Annotated in this window: 13 protein-coding genes; 9 read left to right on the top strand and 4 right to left on the bottom strand. The window is 71.2% G+C overall.

Annotated elements, in window-relative coordinates; genetic code table 11:
- Positions 1-21: 21 nt before the first annotated feature.
- From AC57B8_RS19345 to AC57B8_RS19385, 9 genes are all read left to right on the top strand, one after another.
- The gene (locus AC57B8_RS19345; protein WP_496480461.1) at positions 22-2,133 is read left to right on the top strand and encodes an acetate--CoA ligase family protein; all 2,112 of its coding nucleotides are present in this window, start codon (positions 22-24) and stop codon (positions 2,131-2,133) included.
- Positions 2,134-2,162: 29 nt separating this feature from the next.
- Positions 2,163-3,161, top strand: coding sequence for a Bug family tripartite tricarboxylate transporter substrate binding protein (locus AC57B8_RS19350; protein ID WP_496480462.1), 999 nt, complete (start codon positions 2,163-2,165; stop codon positions 3,159-3,161).
- 44 nt (positions 3,162-3,205) lie between these two features.
- Complete coding sequence (locus AC57B8_RS19355; protein WP_496480463.1) at positions 3,206-4,597, top strand: DUF1254 domain-containing protein; 1,392 nt, start codon at positions 3,206-3,208, stop codon at positions 4,595-4,597.
- Positions 4,598-4,602: 5 nt separating this feature from the next.
- Complete coding sequence (locus AC57B8_RS19360) at positions 4,603-5,940, top strand: DUF1254 domain-containing protein (protein WP_496480464.1); 1,338 nt, start codon at positions 4,603-4,605, stop codon at positions 5,938-5,940.
- Positions 5,937-7,211, top strand: coding sequence for an alkyl sulfatase dimerization domain-containing protein (locus AC57B8_RS19365; protein WP_496480465.1), 1,275 nt, complete (start codon positions 5,937-5,939; stop codon positions 7,209-7,211). Before AC57B8_RS19360 ends, AC57B8_RS19365 begins: the two co-directional genes overlap by 4 nt.
- Before the next feature lie 25 nt (positions 7,212-7,236).
- On the top strand, positions 7,237-8,232 hold the full coding sequence (locus tag AC57B8_RS19370; RefSeq protein WP_496480466.1) for a Bug family tripartite tricarboxylate transporter substrate binding protein: 996 nt from the start codon (positions 7,237-7,239) through the stop codon (positions 8,230-8,232).
- A 126-nt stretch (positions 8,233-8,358) separates the two neighbouring features.
- On the top strand, positions 8,359-9,321 hold the full coding sequence (locus tag AC57B8_RS19375) for a helix-turn-helix domain-containing protein (protein ID WP_095746874.1): 963 nt from the start codon (positions 8,359-8,361) through the stop codon (positions 9,319-9,321).
- A 69-nt stretch (positions 9,322-9,390) separates the two neighbouring features.
- Entirely contained in the window at positions 9,391-11,700 is a 2,310-nt protein-coding gene (gene tynA / locus AC57B8_RS19380; RefSeq protein WP_496480467.1) for a primary-amine oxidase, read from the top strand.
- A complete protein-coding gene (locus AC57B8_RS19385) occupies positions 11,697-12,848 on the top strand; it encodes a serine hydrolase domain-containing protein (protein ID WP_496480468.1) in 1,152 nt (383 codons plus the stop codon). The genes tynA and AC57B8_RS19385 overlap by 4 nt, the downstream gene beginning before the upstream one ends.
- Before the next feature lie 34 nt (positions 12,849-12,882).
- On the opposite strand, the gene AC57B8_RS19390 is transcribed toward AC57B8_RS19385, so the two are convergent.
- From AC57B8_RS19390 to ruvA, 4 genes are all read right to left on the bottom strand, one after another.
- Positions 12,883-14,289, bottom strand: coding sequence for an aldehyde dehydrogenase family protein (locus AC57B8_RS19390; RefSeq protein WP_216360064.1), 1,407 nt, complete (start codon positions 14,287-14,289; stop codon positions 12,883-12,885).
- A 127-nt stretch (positions 14,290-14,416) separates the two neighbouring features.
- Complete coding sequence (locus AC57B8_RS19395) at positions 14,417-15,409, bottom strand: helix-turn-helix domain-containing protein (protein WP_496480469.1); 993 nt, start codon at positions 15,407-15,409, stop codon at positions 14,417-14,419.
- 35 nt (positions 15,410-15,444) lie between these two features.
- Positions 15,445-16,341 carry a hypothetical protein gene (locus tag AC57B8_RS19400; RefSeq protein WP_496480470.1) on the bottom strand — a complete coding sequence of 299 codons (897 nt, stop codon included), beginning with the start codon at positions 16,339-16,341 and terminating at the stop codon, positions 15,445-15,447.
- Positions 16,338-16,910 carry a Holliday junction branch migration protein RuvA gene (gene ruvA, locus AC57B8_RS19405; protein ID WP_056577514.1) on the bottom strand — a complete coding sequence of 191 codons (573 nt, stop codon included), beginning with the start codon at positions 16,908-16,910 and terminating at the stop codon, positions 16,338-16,340. The genes AC57B8_RS19400 and ruvA overlap by 4 nt, the downstream gene beginning before the upstream one ends.
- Positions 16,911-16,928: the final 18 nt, after the last annotated feature.

Genomic DNA, 16,928 nt, shown 5'->3' on the forward strand with positions numbered 1-16,928 from the left:
TCCGAACCCTCCGCCATGCCCATGGACTTCTTTTCTTCGCAAGCCGAATCCCTCTCGGCGCTGTTCGCGCCGCGTGCCATCGCGGTGGTCGGCGCCTCGTCCAACGCGCAGAAGATCGGCGGCATTCCCGTCGACTACCAGCGCCGCTTCGGCTTCGAGGGCGCGCTCTACCCGGTCAACCCGAACGCCGACCGCATCCAGGACCTGCCGGCCTACCCCAGCCTGCGCGCCATCGGCCAGCCGGTGGACCTGGCCATCCTCGCGGTGCCGTCGGCGCTGGTCGACGGCGCGCTCGACGACGCCATCGCGGCGGGCGTGAAGGGCGTGGTGCTGTTCTCCTCGGGCTTCGCCGAAGTGGGCGCCGAGGGCGCGGCAGCGCAGGCGCGGCTGGGCGACAAGGCGCGTGCCGCGGGCGTGCGGCTGGTCGGCCCCAACTGCCTGGGCTTCATGAACATCGCGCGCCACGTGTACGCCACCTTCTCGCCGGCGCCCGGCGTGGGCCGCGTGATGCCGGGACGCATCGGGCTGGTGAGCCAGTCGGGCGCGTTCGGCGCCTATGCCTACGCGATGGCGCGGGCGCGCGGCGTCGGCCTGTCGCTGTGGGCCACCACCGGCAACGAGGCCGACGTGCAGGTCGCCGACTGCCTGGCCTGGCTCGCGCAGGACCCCGACACCGACGTGATCATGGCCTACATGGAAGGCTGCCGCGACGGCCCCCGCCTGCGCGCCGCGCTGGCCCTGGCACAGGCCAACGGCAAGCCGGTGGTGATGGTCAAGGTCGGGCGCACCGCGCTGGGCGCCGAGGCCGCGGCCTCGCACACCGCCGCGCTGGCGGGCGACGACGCGGTGTACGACGCCGTGTTCCGCCAGTACGGCGTGCTGCGCGCGCGCAACCTCACGGAGTTCTTCGACCTGGCCCACAGCGCCGCCGTGGCGGGCCGCCCGCGCGACCGCTCGATCGGCCTGTTCACGCTCTCGGGCGGCGTCGGCGCGCTGATGGCCGACGAGGCTTCGGCCCAGGGCCTGGACGCCCGGCCGCTGAGCGAGGCCGCGCAGGACACGCTGCGCCGCTGGGTACCCTTCGCGGCGCCGCGCAACCCGGTCGACATCACGGGCCAGGTCACCAACGACATGACGCTGATCGATCGCACGGCCCGCGTGATGCTGGACGACCAGGGCTTCGCCTCGTGGATGGGCTTCCTGGCCGCTGCGGGCGCGTCGGACGCGTTCTGGCCGGTGCTGCGCTCGTTGGTGAGCTCGCTGCGCGAGGCCTATCCCGACACGCTGCTGGCGGTGAGCACGCTGCTGACGCCACAGCGCCGCGCCGAACTCGAGGCCATGCGCTGCCTGGTGTTCGCCGACCCGTCGGACGGCATCCGCACGATCGCCGCGCTCGCGGGGCTGAAGCCCGCGGCGGCGGTGGCTGAAACGCTCGCATCGACCAAGGCGCCTTTGACGCTCGCGCCCGGCACGATGTCCGAGCCCGACGCGCTCGCGCTGCTGGCCGACGCCGGCGTGCCGGTGGTCGCGCACCGCGTGGTGCGCAGCGCCGACGAGGCCGCGGCCGCCGCCGAGGCGCTCGGCGAGGCGGTGGTGGTGAAGATCGTCAGCGCCGACATCCCGCACAAGTCGGACGTCGGCGGCGTGGCGCTCGGGCTGCGCGGCGCGGCGCAGGCGCGCGCGGCCTTCGAGCGCACACGCGACCTCGCGCTCACCGCGCGGCCCGAGGCGCGGCTCGACGGCGCGCTGGTGGCGCGCATGCTGACGGGCGGCGTCGAATGCATCGCGGGCGTGCACCGCGACCCGGTGTTCGGGCCGGTGCTGATGTTCGGCCTGGGCGGCATCCACGTCGAGACGCTGCGCGACGTGTCGCTGCGCGCATTGCCGATCACGCGCGACGACGCGCTGGCCATGGTGCGCGAGCTGCGCGCCTTCGCGATCCTGAACGGCGCGCGCGGCCGGCCGCCGGTCGACCTCGGTTCGATCGCCGACGCGCTGTGCGCGCTGGCCGACTTCGCGCAGCGCGCGGGCGACTCGCTCGACAGCGCCGAGATCAACCCGCTGATCGCGCGCCCGCAGGCCGAGGGCAGCTGCGTGGCGGTCGACGCGCTGGTCGTCGGCCGCGCACGCTGAAGAACGACAACAACCACCGGAGACATCGCATGACGACATCGAAGAACGGACTCGAGCGCGCACTCGGCGCCGGCGCGGCACTGGTGCTCGCCGCAAGCGCGGCGGCGGCAGCCACGGAGGCGCCCTTTCCCTCCAAGCCCGTGCGCATCATCGTGCAGTACCAGGCGGGCGGCTCGACCGACATCCTCGCGCGGCTCGTGGCCGAGGGGTTGTCGAAGCGGCTGGGCCAGCCGGTGGTGGTCGAGAACCGCAGCGGCGCGGGCGGCATCATCGGCACCGACTACGTCGCCAAGAGCCCGCCCGACGGCCACACGCTGCTGCTCACGGTGCCGGGGCCCGTCACCGCGAACCTCGTGCTCTACAGCAAGCTGCCCTACGACCCGCGCACCGACCTGCGCATGGTGTCGGACATCGCCACCACGCGCACCGTGCTGGCGGTGCACCCTTCGGTGCCGGCCACCGACTTCAAGAGCCTGATCGCCGCCGCCAAGGCCGCGCCCGGCAAGTACTCGATGGGCTCGTGGGGCCCGGGCACGCAGCCGCACCAGGTGCAGGTCTACATGGACAAGGCCTACGGCCTGCAGACCATGCACGTGCCCTACAAGGGCGAGAGCCCGATGGCGATCGACCTGATCGGCGGCGTGATCCAGATGACCGTGGGCTCGGTCACCACGCTGCAGCCGTACATCAAGGCCGGCAAGCTGCGCCCGCTGGCCGTGGTCGGCCCCCGGCGCGCCCGTGCGCTGCCCGACGTGCCCACCTTCGCCGAGCAGGGCTACGCCGACGAGGTCTACGCCATGACCGGCCCGACCTCGCTGATGGCGCCGGCCAGGACGCCCGACGCCATCGTCGAGCGCCTGGGCCGTGAGGTCAGCGCGGTGGTGCGCCAGCCCGAGGTGAGCCGGCGCATCGAGGAGCTCGGCGCCGAGCCCGTGGGCAACCTGCCGCCCGAGGCCGCCGCGGCCTACAAGGCCTTCCTGCCCGTGACGCTGAAGCTCACGCAGGCCACGGGCGTGAAGCTCGACTGAGCCGCCTTCCCCTCTCCCTTTTTCCGAACCCCGAGGTCTTTCCCATGAACGCTCCCGCTCCCGTGCCCGACATCGCCGCCGCCCGCAAGGCGCTCGCCCGTTCCATCGGCCTGGCCGCCTTCGTCTACGGCTATCCGCTCACCGAGACCTACCGCACCTGCGCCATGCAGACCGCGCCGCGCGCCGAACGCCGCAGCGGCGCCTCGGCCGGCTCCGACGTGCGCGCGCCGCTGAACACGCTGCATCACGCGCCGCGCCCGTCCACCCACGAAGACCGCGACGTGGTCACGCCCGCCAACGACCTGCTCTACACCATGGCCTGGCTGCACCTGGCGCACGGGCCGATGCTGCTCACGGTGCCCGCGTCGGCGCGGCACCCGGGGCGCTACTTCGTGCTGCCGCTGTACGACGCCTACACCGAGAACTTCGAGAACCTGGGCCCGCGCAACTGCAACCCCGAGGGCGAGACCGTGGTGCTCGTGGGCCCCGGCGGCACGGTGCCGGAATCGCTCGCCGCCGCCCACCGCGTGGTGCGCTGCCCGACCGACCTGGTCTGGCTCATCGGCCGCATCCTGGTGGGCGACGAGAGCGACTGGCCGGCCGCGCGCGCGCTGCAGGCGGAGATCCAACTGAAGCCCGCACCCGGCACCGTGCTGCAGGGCCGCCCATCCGCCATCGAACAGTGGGCCGGCCCGCACGAAGACGCCATGGCCGCCGCCTTCGAGCACGGCGAGCCCGCTGCAGAAGTGGCGCCGCGCTTCTTCACCAACGTGTGCCACGCGCTGGCCGAAGCGCCGGGCCGCGTGGAAGACCGCGCGCTCGTGGCATGGTTCGGCCAGGGCGGGCTGCTGGCCAACGCTGCGTTCTCGTGGGACGCACTCGAAGCACCGCTGCGCGAAGGCCTGATCGAAGGCTTCGCCGAGGGCGTGCAGCTGGTCGGCGCGGTGGGCCGCAACCGCCGGCCCAAGCCCTGGTCGATGACGCCGGCCACCGGCCGCTACGGCAACGAGTTCCTCGGCCGCGCACGCACCGCCTACCTGGGCCTGGGCGCGCTGGCCACGAGCGAGGCGGTGTACGCCGCCGCGCACCACGACGCGACCCAGGAACCGCTGGACGGCCAGCGCCGCTACACGATGCGCTTCGAGGCCGGCGACCTGCCGCCCGCGGACGCCTTCTGGTCGGTCACGCTCTACGACACCGACCGCTTCCTCTACCCCAACGACATCCGCCGCCACGCCATCGGCGACCGCACGCCCGGGCTGAAGCGCAACGCCGACGGCAGCCTCGAACTGGTGGTGAGCCACGCACGCCCCGCCGACGCCGCCAACTGGCTGCCCGCGCCGGCCGGGCGCTTCTACCTGATCCTGCGCATGTACTACCCGCGTGAGGGCGTGCAGGGCTGGCGCATCCCGGCGCTGCAGGCACAACAGGGCTGAGCACGATGCAGCCGCACACCGACGCCACCCTTCACGCCCTGGCCGAAGAGGCCGTGGTCTACGCCTACCCGCTGTACGAGATGTGCCGCATGCGCGCGGCCACCTCGCCGCAGCGCACCGACGCCGCCGGCGAGGCGCCCAAGCCGCTGCGCTGGTGCAACGTGTTCACGCACGCGCGCCAGCTGCTGGGCGCGGGCAAGAGCCGCGTCGTCACGCCGAACAACGACACGCTCTACACCAACGCCTGGCTCGACCTGGGCGAGGGCCCGCTCGTGATCGACGTGCCCGACACCGCCGGGCGCTACTACGTGCTGGGCCTTCTCGACTTCTTCACCAACCCCTTCGCCCACCTGGGGCAGCGCCTCACGGGCACGGCGGCGCGCTCCTTCGTGGTCACGCCGCCGGGATGGCGCGGCACGCTGCCCGCGGCCTTCGACGCGTCGGGCGCGCGCATCGAGGCACCCACGCGCTGGCTGTGGATCATCGGGCGCCTGCTGGTCGACGGCCCGCAGGACGTGCCGGCCGTCAACGCGCTGCAGGACGGTTTTCTCGTGCGCACGCTGGCCGACTGGGAAGCCGGCCGCCGCTCGGCGCCGCGCGCCTTCGATCCGGCCTGCGACCCGAAGGCGCCGCTCACCGCCGAGCACTTCGCCGCGCAGGTGAACGCGGCGCTGCGCGACAACGCACCGCCGGTCGGCGATGCGGCGCGGCTCGCGCGCTATGCATCGCTCGGCATCGGGCCCGGCGCGGGCCCACTCGACGACAGCCAGCGCGCCGCGCTGCAGGCCGCGCTCGACACCGTGCTGCCGCGGCTGCGCGAGGCGCAGTCGGGCCGCACCACGGCCTCGGGCTGGGTGCAGATGCCGCTGGTGGAAGGTTCCTTCGGCGACGACCACCTGGCGCGCGCGCTGATCGCGCTCAAGTACATCGGCATGCTCGAAAGCCGCGAGGCCACCTACCCGATGGCCTGGCACGACGCCGCAGGCGAACCGCTCACCGGCCAGCGCCGCTACACGCTGCGCTTCGCGCCCGACGCACTGCCGCCGGTCGATGCCTTCTGGTCGCTCACGATGTACGACACGCGCGACTACATGCTGGTCGACAACCCCATCGACCGCTACGCCATCGGCGACCGCACGCCGGGCCTGCGGCGCGACGCGGACGGCGGGCTCACGCTGCACATCCAGCATGCGCGCCCCGACAGCGAGGCCGCGCTCGCGAACTGGCTGCCGGCGCCCGAAGGCAGCTTCTACCTGTGCCTGCGCGCCTACGTGCCGCGCGCCGAACTGCTCGACGGCCGCTACCAGCTGCCGCCCCTCACCGTCACCAAGGATTCCGCATGAGCGCCACCGCTGAAAAACCCCAGGCCACAGAAGAAGAAAAACCCTTCCTCATCGTCGGCACCGGCACCGAGACCGTGGCGCCGGGCCTGCACATCCTGCGCGGGCAGGGCCAATCGTTCGTGGCCGAGACCAACGTGGGGCTGGTCGTGATCGACGCCGGCCCGGGCGGCTCGGTGACGCAGGGCATGATCGACGCGCTGCGCCAACTCAGCGACGCGCCGGTGCATGCGCTGTGCTTCAGCCACGGCCACATAGGCTACAACGCCGGCGTGCCGATGTGGCTGGCCCATGCCGCCGCGCGCGGCGATGCGCCGCCGCGCATCATTGCGCACCGCAACGTGCCGCGCCGCCTGGCGCGCTACCGCGAGACGCTGGCCCTGCAGCACCGCATGGCCGAGATCCAGTTCAACCGCCCCGCCGGCTTCTTCGACCACCGGCTGGTGACGCACCCGCCCACCGAGACCTTCGACGACGTGCTGCAGATCGGCAGCGGCGAACGCCGCATCGAGCTGCGCTGGGCGCCCTCGGAAACCGACGACGCGATCGCGCTGTGGAGCCCGGCGCAGCGCGTGCTGTACGGCGGCGCGGCGCTGATCGACTCCATTCCCAACATCGGCACGCCCTTTCGCACGATGCGCGACACGGTGCGCTGGGCCGACACGCTGGAAGCGCTGGCGGCATTGAAGCCGCGCCAGGCGGTGCGCGAATTCGGCGCCACGCTCGAGGGCGAAGACCAGGTGCAGCACGTGCTCCTGCACACGGCCCGCGCGCTGCGCTGGGTGCGCGCCGAGGTGGTGCGGCTCATGAACGAGGGGCTCAACGAGCGCGACATCCTGGCGCGCATCCGCTTTCCCGACGAGCTGTTCGCGGTCGAGTGGATGAAGCCCACCTACGGCGACCCGGGCTACATCGTGCGCGACATCTACCGCTCGGAGAACGGCTGGTGGGACCGCAACCCGACCTCGCTGCACCCGGCCGCGCCCGAGGCCATCGGCCGCGCGGTGGCCGACGCCATCACCGACAAGCGCGGCGTGATCGACCAGGCACGCGCGCTGGCTGCTGGCAAGCAGTGGCAGCTCGCGCTGCACGTGATCGACCTGCTGGCCACCGCCGAGGGCGAGGCCACCGAGATCGCCGAGGCGCGTTCGCTCAAGGCCGAATGGCTGCGCGAGCGGGCACGCGAAGTGCCCAGTTACGTCTCGCGCAACCTGTATCGCGTGGGCGCGGACATGATCGAACAAGGCACGCAGGCGCGCTTCGGCATCCGCTGAGGCCTTTCCATCGGAGACACGGACCATGACAACCACAACACCATTCCGCTTCGGCCTGCGCACGCTGGTCGCCTGCTCCCTGGCCACGCTGGCCGTTGCCAGCCACGCGCAGGGCGACAGCAGCTACCCCGACAAGCCCGTGACGCTGGTGGTGCCCACCGCGGCGGCCGGCGGCACCGACACCATCGCGCGGATCATCGGCGACGGCCTGGGCAAGATCCTGAAGCAACCCTTCGTGGTCGACAACCGCCCGGGCGCCAACGGCATCCTCGGCAGCGAGGTGGTGGCGCGTTCCACGCCCGACGGCTACCGGCTGCTGTTCACCTACGCCGCGACGATGGTGGTGAACCCCAGCCTCTACAAGAAGCTGCCCTACGACCCGCTGAAGGACTTCATGCCGATCGCCCAGGTCGGGCGCGGCGGCAACCTGCTGCTGGTGCGCAAGGACCTGCCGGTGAAGACCATCCAGGAGTTCGTCGCCTACGCCAAGGCGCGCCCCGACAAGCTCAGCTACTGCTCGTGGGGCAACGGCTCGGGCGGCCACCTGGCCATGGAAAGCCTCAAGAAACAGGCCGGCCTCGTGATGACGCACGTGCCCTACAAGGGCAGCGGCCCCTGCGTGCAGGACCTCGTGGGCGGCCAGGTCGATGCGGCCTTCGCCGACATCTCCTCGACCGTGGAGATCGTGCGCGCCGGGCGCATCCGCGCGCTGGCCAACAGCGGCCCCTCGCGCATCCCGATGCTGCCCGACGTGCCCACCATGACCGAGAGCGGCTACCCCTTCACCACCTACGCCTGGTACGGCCTGCTGGCGCCGGCCAAGACGCCGCCCGCCGTCGTGAAGAAGCTCAACGAGGCCGTGAACCAGGTGCTGCGCGACCCCGCGGTGGTGCGCCGCATGTACGAGCTGAACTTCAACGACCTGCCGCAGAACACGCCCGAGCAGTTCACCGCCACCATCCGCAGCGACCTGCGCGACTGGGGCGCGCTGGTGAAGGACATCGGTCTGACGCTCGAATGAACGCCTGAGCGGCCCTGACCAAGGGTAAGCAACATGGTCGGGCGGCGGCGCTTCCCACACACTGCGCCGTGACAGGCACGGTTTCTGCTCATCGGCTGCGCGATGGCAACTGCGCCAGCGCGCACCATGACCGAGCTTCTTCACTTCAGCCGACAACTCACCGCCGAAGCCCAGGCGCAGGCCTCGGGCGTGGGCGCCTGGGACCAGCACTACGAGCAGCTGTCCAACGGCCGCTTCGAGGGGCTGGCCGAAGACCTGCACCTGGACTTCGTGCAGGTCTTCCACGAGCGCGCCAACCAGACCGTGCTGCAGCGCGGCCGGGGCCGCCCCGGCGCCATCGCCTTCGCGCTCACCGAGACGGCCGCCCCGGGCAGCTGGTACTGCGGCCACGACCTGGGCGGGCGCCAGCTCAGCGCGCTGCCGCCGCGGGGCGAGTTCGAGCTGCTGGCCGGCGCCGGCATGGACCTGATGGCCGTGTGCGTCGACACCGAACCGCTGGCGAAGCTGGCCACCACCCTGTTCGGCCCCGACTTCGAGCTGCGCATGCCGGCGCCCGCGCCGGTGCAGCACCCCGGCTTCGACGAAACCGCCTTCACCCGCCTGCTGGGCGCCGCCCTGTCGCTGGCGCGCGACAACCTCGCGCAGCTGGAGCAGCCGGCCGCGCGCCACATGCTGTCGCTGTCGCTGGCCGACGCGGTGCTGCAGTGCATGGGCTCGAAGGCCTTCGAGGCCCGGCTGCCCGCCAGCACGGCGGCGCGGCGCCACATCGTGGCCAAGGCGCGCGAGTACATGCAGGCGCACGCCGACGAGCCCATCAGCGTGCCCGACCTGTGCGCGGCCACCGGCGTGTCGCGCCGCTCGCTGCAGTACGCCTTCGAGGACGTGCTGCACCTGAGCCCCGTCACCTACCTGCGCGTGATGCGCCTGAACCGCGTGCGCTGCGAGATGCAGGCCTGCCGCGAGGACACCATCGGCGACATCGCCGCGCGCTGGGGCTTCTGGCACCTGTCGCGCTTTGCCATCGACTACGCGCGCCTGTTCGGCGAGCTGCCGTCCGCCACGCGCGCGCGGTGGTTTGCCAAATCTTGATAACGCCCGCGCCGGCGGCGCTCTTACCTTCGCGGTTGTCCACCACAACACGCGAAGAAGGATGCAGCCATGCGCAGCAGCTACCACCGAACGCCCGGCCGCGGCGCCGCACGGCGTCTCCTGGGCACCGCCCTGGCCTCTGCCCTGGCGCTCGCCCTCGGCCCCCTGAGCACTGAGCCGGCCCGGGCCCACGGCGGCGCGGCCCACATGGTGCCGCTGAAGAAGACGGTGGAAGACTTCGGCGGCACGCTGCGCTGGGACAGCTTTGCCAACGTGTTCACCGTGGCGCGCAACGGCACGCTGGTGCGCCTGAAGCCCGGCTCGAAGACGGCGCTGGTCAACGGCCAGCCCATGCAACTCGATGTGCCCGTCGTCATGCGCAAGGGCGCGGCCTACGTGCCGCACGACTTCGTGAACCAGGTGTTCCAGTCCAGCCTGGACAAGACCTTTGTGGTCGAGCGCGTGCCCAACCCGCTGAACCCGCTCACCGAGGCCGAGATCCAGGCCACGCTCGAGGTGCTGAAGGCCTCAGGGCGCCACAAGGCCGGCCTGCGCTTCACCGAGATCAGCGTGAAGCGCCCGCCCAAGGACGAGGTCTGGAACTTCGCGCTCACCGGCCAGCCCGTGCGCGCGCCGCGCCAGGCGGCCTTCGTGGCGCTGGACGGCAAGAAGGTCATCGAGGGCACGGTCGATCTCGCGGCGCGCACGCTCACCGCATGGAAGCCGATCGAAGGCGCGCACGGCATGGTGCTGCTGGACGACTTCGCCACCGTGCAGAGCGCCATCGAGGCCAGCCCCGACTACGCCAAGGCCCTCGCCACGCGCGGCATCGCCGACGTGAAGAAGGTGGTGGCCACGCCGCTCACCGTGGGCTACTTCGACGGCAAGGATTCGCTGCGCCAGGAAGACCGCCTGCTGAAGGTGGTGAGCTACCTGGACGTGGGTGACGGCAACTACTGGGCGCACCCCATCGAGGGCCTGGTGGCGGTGGTCGACCTGGAGCAGAAGAAGGTCATCAAGATCGAGGACGGCGGCCTCGTGCCCGTGCCGCTCAAGCCCACGCCCTACGACGGGCGCGACCGCGCGGCCACACCCGCGCCCAAGCCGCTGGAGATCACCGAGCCCGAAGGCAAGAACTACACGATCACCGGCCACACGATGCACTGGCGCAACTGGGACTTCCATGTGCGGCTCGACTCGCGCGTGGGCCTGGTGCTGTCCACCGTCACGTACAACGACAAGGGCACGAAGCGCAAGGTCATGTACGAAGGCTCGCTGGGCGGCATGATCGTGCCCTACGGCGACCCCGACACCGGCTGGTACTTCAAGGCGTATCTCGACTCGGGCGAGTACGGCATGGGCACGCTCACCTCGCCCATCGAGCCGAACAAGGACGCGCCGCAGAACGCCGTGCTGCTGGACGCCACGCTGGCCGACTACACCGGCGCGCCCACCAAGGTGCCGCGCGCCATCGCCGTCTTCGAGCGCTATGCCGACCCCGAGTTCAAGCACCAGGAGATGGGCAAGCCCAACATCAGCACCGAGCGGCGCGAGCTGGTGGTGCGCTGGATCAGCACGGTGGGCAACTACGACTACCTGTTCGACTGGGTGTTCGCCGAGAACGGCACCATCGGCATCCACGCCGGCGCCACCGGCATCGAAGCCGTGAAGGGCGTGAAGGCACGCACCATGCAGGACCCGACGGCCGCCGAGGACACGCGCTACGGCACGCTGCTGGACCACCACATCGTCGGCACCACGCACCAGCACATCTACAACTTCCGCCTCGACCTCGATGTGGACGGCGAGCAGAACACGCTCACCGAAGTCGACCCCGTGGTGCTGCCCAACACGCGCGGCGGTCCGCGCACCAGCGCCATGCAGACGGTGCAGCGCACGGTGCGCACCGAGCAGCAGGCGGCGCAGAAGTTCGACCCCTCGACCATCCGCCTGCTGAGCAACCCGTCGCGCAACAACAAGGTCGGCAACCCGGTGTCGTACCAACTCGTGCCGTACGCGGGCGGCACGCACCCGATTGCCAAGGGCGCCAACTTCGCGAAGGACGAGTGGATCAACCACCGCCTGAGCTTCATGGACCGCCAGCTCTGGGTGACGCGCTACGACCCCGAGGAGCTGTTCCCCGAAGGCAAGTACCCGAACCGCTCGAACAAGGACACGGGCCTGGGCCAGTTCACGGCCGACAACCAGGAGATCGTGAACACCGACAACGTGGTGTGGCTCACGACCGGCACCACGCACGTCGCGCGCGCCGAGGAGTGGCCGATCATGCCCACCGAGTGGGTGCATGCACTGCTCAAGCCCTGGAACTTCTTCGACGAGACGCCGACGCTGGGGCTGAACCGGCCTGCTGCGAAATGAGCGCGTCCGACGAGGCCATCGGCCGCTACGAAGACCTGATGACGCTGGCGCCCGCGCTGCAGGCACCGACCTACCGCCAGATGGACCGGCTCTACGCGACGCGCGCGATCCGGCGCGGCACGCAGGTGCATCCGCTGCCCGAGGGCACGCCGGTCGATGCGCAGCGCTTCGGCATCGACGGCTTCATGGCGCGCAACCACACGGCCGGTCTGCTGGTGATCAAGGACGGCCATGTCGTGCTCGAGCGCTACGCCATGGGCAACGACGCGGCGACGAAATGGCTGTCGTTCTCGGTCGCGAAGTCGCTGACCTCCACGCTGGTCGGCGCGGCCGTGAAAGATGGCCACATCGCCAGCCTCGACGACCCGGTGGTGCGCTACCTGCCCGCGCTGCGCGGCTCGGCCTACGATGAGGTCTCGGTGAAGCAGGTGCTGCAAATGAGCTCGGGCGTGGCCTGGAACGAGGACTACCTCGACGCCGACTCCGACCGGCGCCAGCTGATGCGCGTGCAGCTCACGCGCGAGAAGGGCGCGGTGCTGAAGTTCATGGCGCAACGCCCGCGCGTGGCGCCGGCGGGCACGCGCTTCAACTACAGCACCGGCGAGACCTGCCTGGTCGGCGAGATCCTGGCCAGCGCGATCCGCCGGCCGATCAGCGACTACCTCTCGCAAAAGATCTGGGCGCCCTTCGGCATGGAGGCCGATGCGTACTGGCAGCTCGATGCGGTCGACGGCCAGGAGTTCACCGGCAGCGGCCTGAACGCCACGCTGCGCGACTTCGGGCGCTTCGGCCTGTTCGTGCTCGGCGGCGGCATGGCCGGCGGCCAGCGGGTGCTGCCCGACGGCTGGGTGGCCGACGCCACGCGCGTCGATGCAACCAGCCACCTCGCGCCCGGCACGCTCGCGGGCTTCGAACCGATGGGGTACGGCTACCAGTGGTGGACCTTCCCGACCGGCGCGAAGGCGTTGCCCGAACTCGACGGTGGCCTGTTCGCCGCGCTCGGCATCTTCGGCCAGCAGATCTACATCCACCCGAAGGAACGGCTCGTGGTCGCGATCCACAGCACGTGGCCGGCGCCGATCCATCCGCCGAGCCTGGTCGAGACCGATGCGCTGCTCGGCGCACTGACCGCCGCGCTGCGCACCTGAACAGAGCGTGGCGCACGCCACGCTCTGCAACGCGTCAGGAGAAGATCACCTGCGCGTCGGTGTACTCCTTCAACCCTTCTTCCGCGAACTCCACGCCGAGCCCCGAGGCCTTCACGCCGCCGAAGGGCGCGTTGGGCTGGATGGCGCCGTGCTTGTTGATCCACACCGAGCCGCACTCCAGGCGCGACGCGATGCGCTTCGCGTGTTCGATGTCCTTGGACCACACGGAACCGCCGAGGCCGTTCTCGCTGTCGTTGGCGGCGCGGATGGCCTCTTCGACATCGGTGTAGCGGATGACGGGCAGCGCGGGCCCGAACTGTTCTTCGTCGACCAGCGCATCGCCGTTCTTCAGGCCCGCGACGATGGTCGCGGGGAAGAACAGGCCCTCGCCCGGTTCGCCGCCCGTGAGCACCTGGCCCTTCTTTTTCGCGTCGGCCACGAGCCGCGCGACCTTGTCGAACTGCATGCGGTTCTGCACCGGGCCGAGCACGTTCTTCTCGTCCATGCCGTCGCCCATCGGCACCTGCCTGGCAAAGGCCGCGAGGTGCTCGCACACCTCGTCGTGGATGCTGGCGTGCACGTACAGCCGCTTCATGGCCGCGCAGGTCTGGCCGTTGTTGAGGAACGCGCCCCAGAACAGGCCTTCGGCGATGGCCTTGGGGTCGGCGTCGGGCAGCACGATGCCGGCGTCGTTGCCGCCGAGCTCGAGCGTGAGCCGCTTCATGGTGCTGGCGGCCGACTGCATCACCTTCTTGCCGGTGGCGCAGGAGCCGGTGAACACGATCTTGCGGATGACGGGGTCGCTCGCCATGTCGGCACCGAGGTTGGAGGTGCGGTCGTCGCAGCTCACGCTGTTGACCACGCCTTCGGGCAGCACTTCGTTGAGCAGCTCCACGAAGCGCAGCGTGGCCAGCGGCGTGTAGGGCGAGGGCTTGATGACGACCGTGTTGCCCGTGCGCAGCGCCGGCAGCACGTGCCACACGGCGATCAGCACGGGGAAGTTCCACGGCGTGATCGAGCCGACCACGCCCACGGGCTTGCGGAAAATCTCGACGTGGCCCTGCGCGTTGTCCTGCAGCACGCGCGGCGGCAGCGACAGCGCCGCGGTGGCGCCGGCCCAGGCCGCGGCGCCGCCCAGCTCCCAGCGCGACCCCAGGCCATTGAGCGGCTTGCCCTGCTCCAGCGTGAGCAGGCGCGCCAGCTCTTCGGCGTGCGCGCCGATCTTCTCGGTCACGGCGCGACAGGCGGCGGCCAGTTCATCGTCGGACTTTCGCGACCAGCTCGTGAAGGCTTTTTGCGCGGCGGCCACGGCGGCGGCGAGGTCGTCGCGCGAACCGTTCGGCGCGGTGCCGATCACCTGGCCGTTGGCGGGGTTGCGCACTTCGAAGGAGGCCGTGCCTGGCACCGCGCGACCGCCGATCGTCATTCTTGTCTCTTGCATTGCTTTGTCCTTGTAGGTTGACGCTGGAACGCGCCGCCGCAGGGCGGGCGCGCCAGGTCAATGTAGGAAAAGCAGGGGCCGGCGTCTTGGAGCCAGGCGTCAGCGAATGGACTCAGGCGTCAGTGCGTCAGTGCGTCAGGGGTCCAAGTGCCAGGCGCCCCGGTGGCATGCCGTAGCGCTTGCGGAACTCGCGGTAGAAGAACGACAGGTCGTTGAAGCCGCAGTCGTACGCGACCACCGCGATGGCCGGCGCGGGGCCGCCCTGCCTGGCCGCCGCATCGAGCGCGGCGCGCGCCGCCGCCAGCCGCGTGTCGAGGATGTGCCGACTCGGCGAAACGCCCAGCGCCTCGAAGGCCCGCTGCAGCAGCCGCGGCGACACGCCCAGGTGCCGCGCCAGTTCGCCCGCGTGAAAGGCCGGGTCGTGGAACTGCAGCGCCACATGGTCCATCGCGCGGCGCAGCACGCCCTCGCCCGCGTTGCGCGACAGCAGCGCCGGCGCCTGCCGCGCGCGCTCGACCAGCACCGAGCCGAACACGCCGAGAAAGGCTTCGACCAGGTGCGCGTCATCGGACTGCCCGCTGTCGAGCAGCCGCGCGAGGATGGCGCGCATCGCGAAGCCCAGCGCGTCGCCGCGCCGCACGCACACGCCGCCCTGCAGCGCGGGGCCGAAGCGCGCGAGCATGTCGGCGCGCGGCAGGTGCACCGACACCTGCTGCGAGCTGGCGCCGTCGTAGACGAACTCCGAGGGCCGCGCCGAATCGATCAGCACGATGTCGCCGGCCTGCACCGCGATCTGCTGCGCGCCCTGGCACATGAGCGCGCCGCCGTGGTCCTGGAACACGAGGAAGAAATGCTCGCGGTCGTCGCGCCGGATGGCCTGCGCGTCGCGGTGCACGCGCTGCAGGTTCTGGCCGATGAGCGCCACGTCGACCCCGCCGGCGCGCCGCACCTCGATGCCGCCCGAGACGGTCTGCTGGCGCGGCATGGGCACGGGGGTGAAGTTGCCGCACACGGCCTGCAGGCGCGGGCCGACGAGCTCGAACGGCATCTCGGCGCGCATCCGCGGCGTGAGGGGGCCGCCGCTCAGGTGCGCGGGCGAATCGAAGAAAGAAGCGCTCACAGAGGGTGTCTCCTTGCAGGGCGCCGGGCCAGCGCTCAGTCCTCGTCCATGACCCGCGAGCGGCCGAACCAGAAGCCGAGCACCAGGCCGACCGTGCCGGCACCGATGCCGCCCCACAGGCTCAGGAAAGTGTAGACGTTGTAGCGGCCCGGATGCTGCGCGAGCGCACTCGCCAGTGCGGGTTCGTTCAATCCGCCGAGCCCGCGCGCAGCGGCGTAGTCGAAGCCCGCGGCGCCCAGGAAATGCGGCGCCACGAGGATCGGCAGCGCCGTGAAGAACGGAAACCACGCGCCGCGCATCCGGCGCCAGCGCATGAAGATCGCCGCGACGAGCAGCACCGCGCCGACCGCGACGGTGCCCAGCGCGAAGGGCTGGCGCGCCAGCGGCAGCAGCCAGGGCCAGATCCACGGCAGCGGGTACAGCGGCCACTCGGCGCGCGGCGCCAACCCACCCGGCCGCGCGACGACCGGCCAGCCCAGCGTGTCGAGGCCGCTGAACACCAGCGCCGACACGCAGGCCACGGCCGCGACAAGCAGGCACACGCTGCGAAACGGGGACGCGCTGCCCTGCAGGAAGCCGGGCGACGGCTCGGGCGGCAACGCCGGCGACCGGGGCCAGCCCGACTGCCAGTGCCGCACGACGATCGACGTCGGCACCGGCGGTGGCGCCAGGTCGCCGCGCACCAGCCAGTCGATGAACAGGATGCCGACCGCGAACGCCATGACCGCCGTGAGCCACGCGCAAACGCCCGGCATGTCGACGAAGCCGGCCGGCGTCAGCATCGGCAGCTGGCCGTAGGCCACGCCCGCGAAGCCGTAGAGCCAGATGATCGGCACCGACAAGGCCATGGCCGTGTGCATCAGCACGGCGTCGGTTTCGGCCGACTCGTGGCGCAGCGCCTGCGCGCGCGACCACGCCTCGCGCCAACTCACTTCGCCAGGGCTTTCAGTGCCATCTTGATGCCGTCGCTCACGCTCGCATCCTTCGGCAGCGCCTTCAGCGCGAGTGCGGCTTCCTTGTCGCTGTAGCCCAGCGCCACCAGCGCCTGCAGGATGTCGGCCTGCGCGTCGGACGCGGCATGCGCCGGCAGGCCGATGTCGGCGCCCAGCTTGCCCTTGAGCTCCAGCAGCAGCCGCTCGGCGGTCTTCTTGCCGATGCCCGGGATCTTCACGAGCCGGCCCAGCTCCTGCGTGGTGATGGCCTGCGCCAGCTCGCCCACGCTCATGCCCGAGAGCAGGCCCAGCGCGGTGCGCGGGCCCACGCCGGTGATCTTGATGAGCTGGCGGAAGGCCGCCCGCTCCTCGGCGGTGCCGAAGCCGTAGAGAATCTGCGCGTCCTCGCGCACGACGAAGTGCGTGAGCAGCGACACCTTCGCGCCGACGTTGGGCAGGTTGTAGAACGTGCTCATCGGCACGTCGACCTCGTAGCCGACGCCGTTGCAGTCCACCACCACCTGCGGGGGGTTGCGCTCTGCGAGCGTGCCGGTCAGTTTGCCTATCATGGGTGCCCTTTTTCCTTG

This window comes from Variovorax sp. BGA-UO-ETr-C22, from assembly GCF_059567965.1.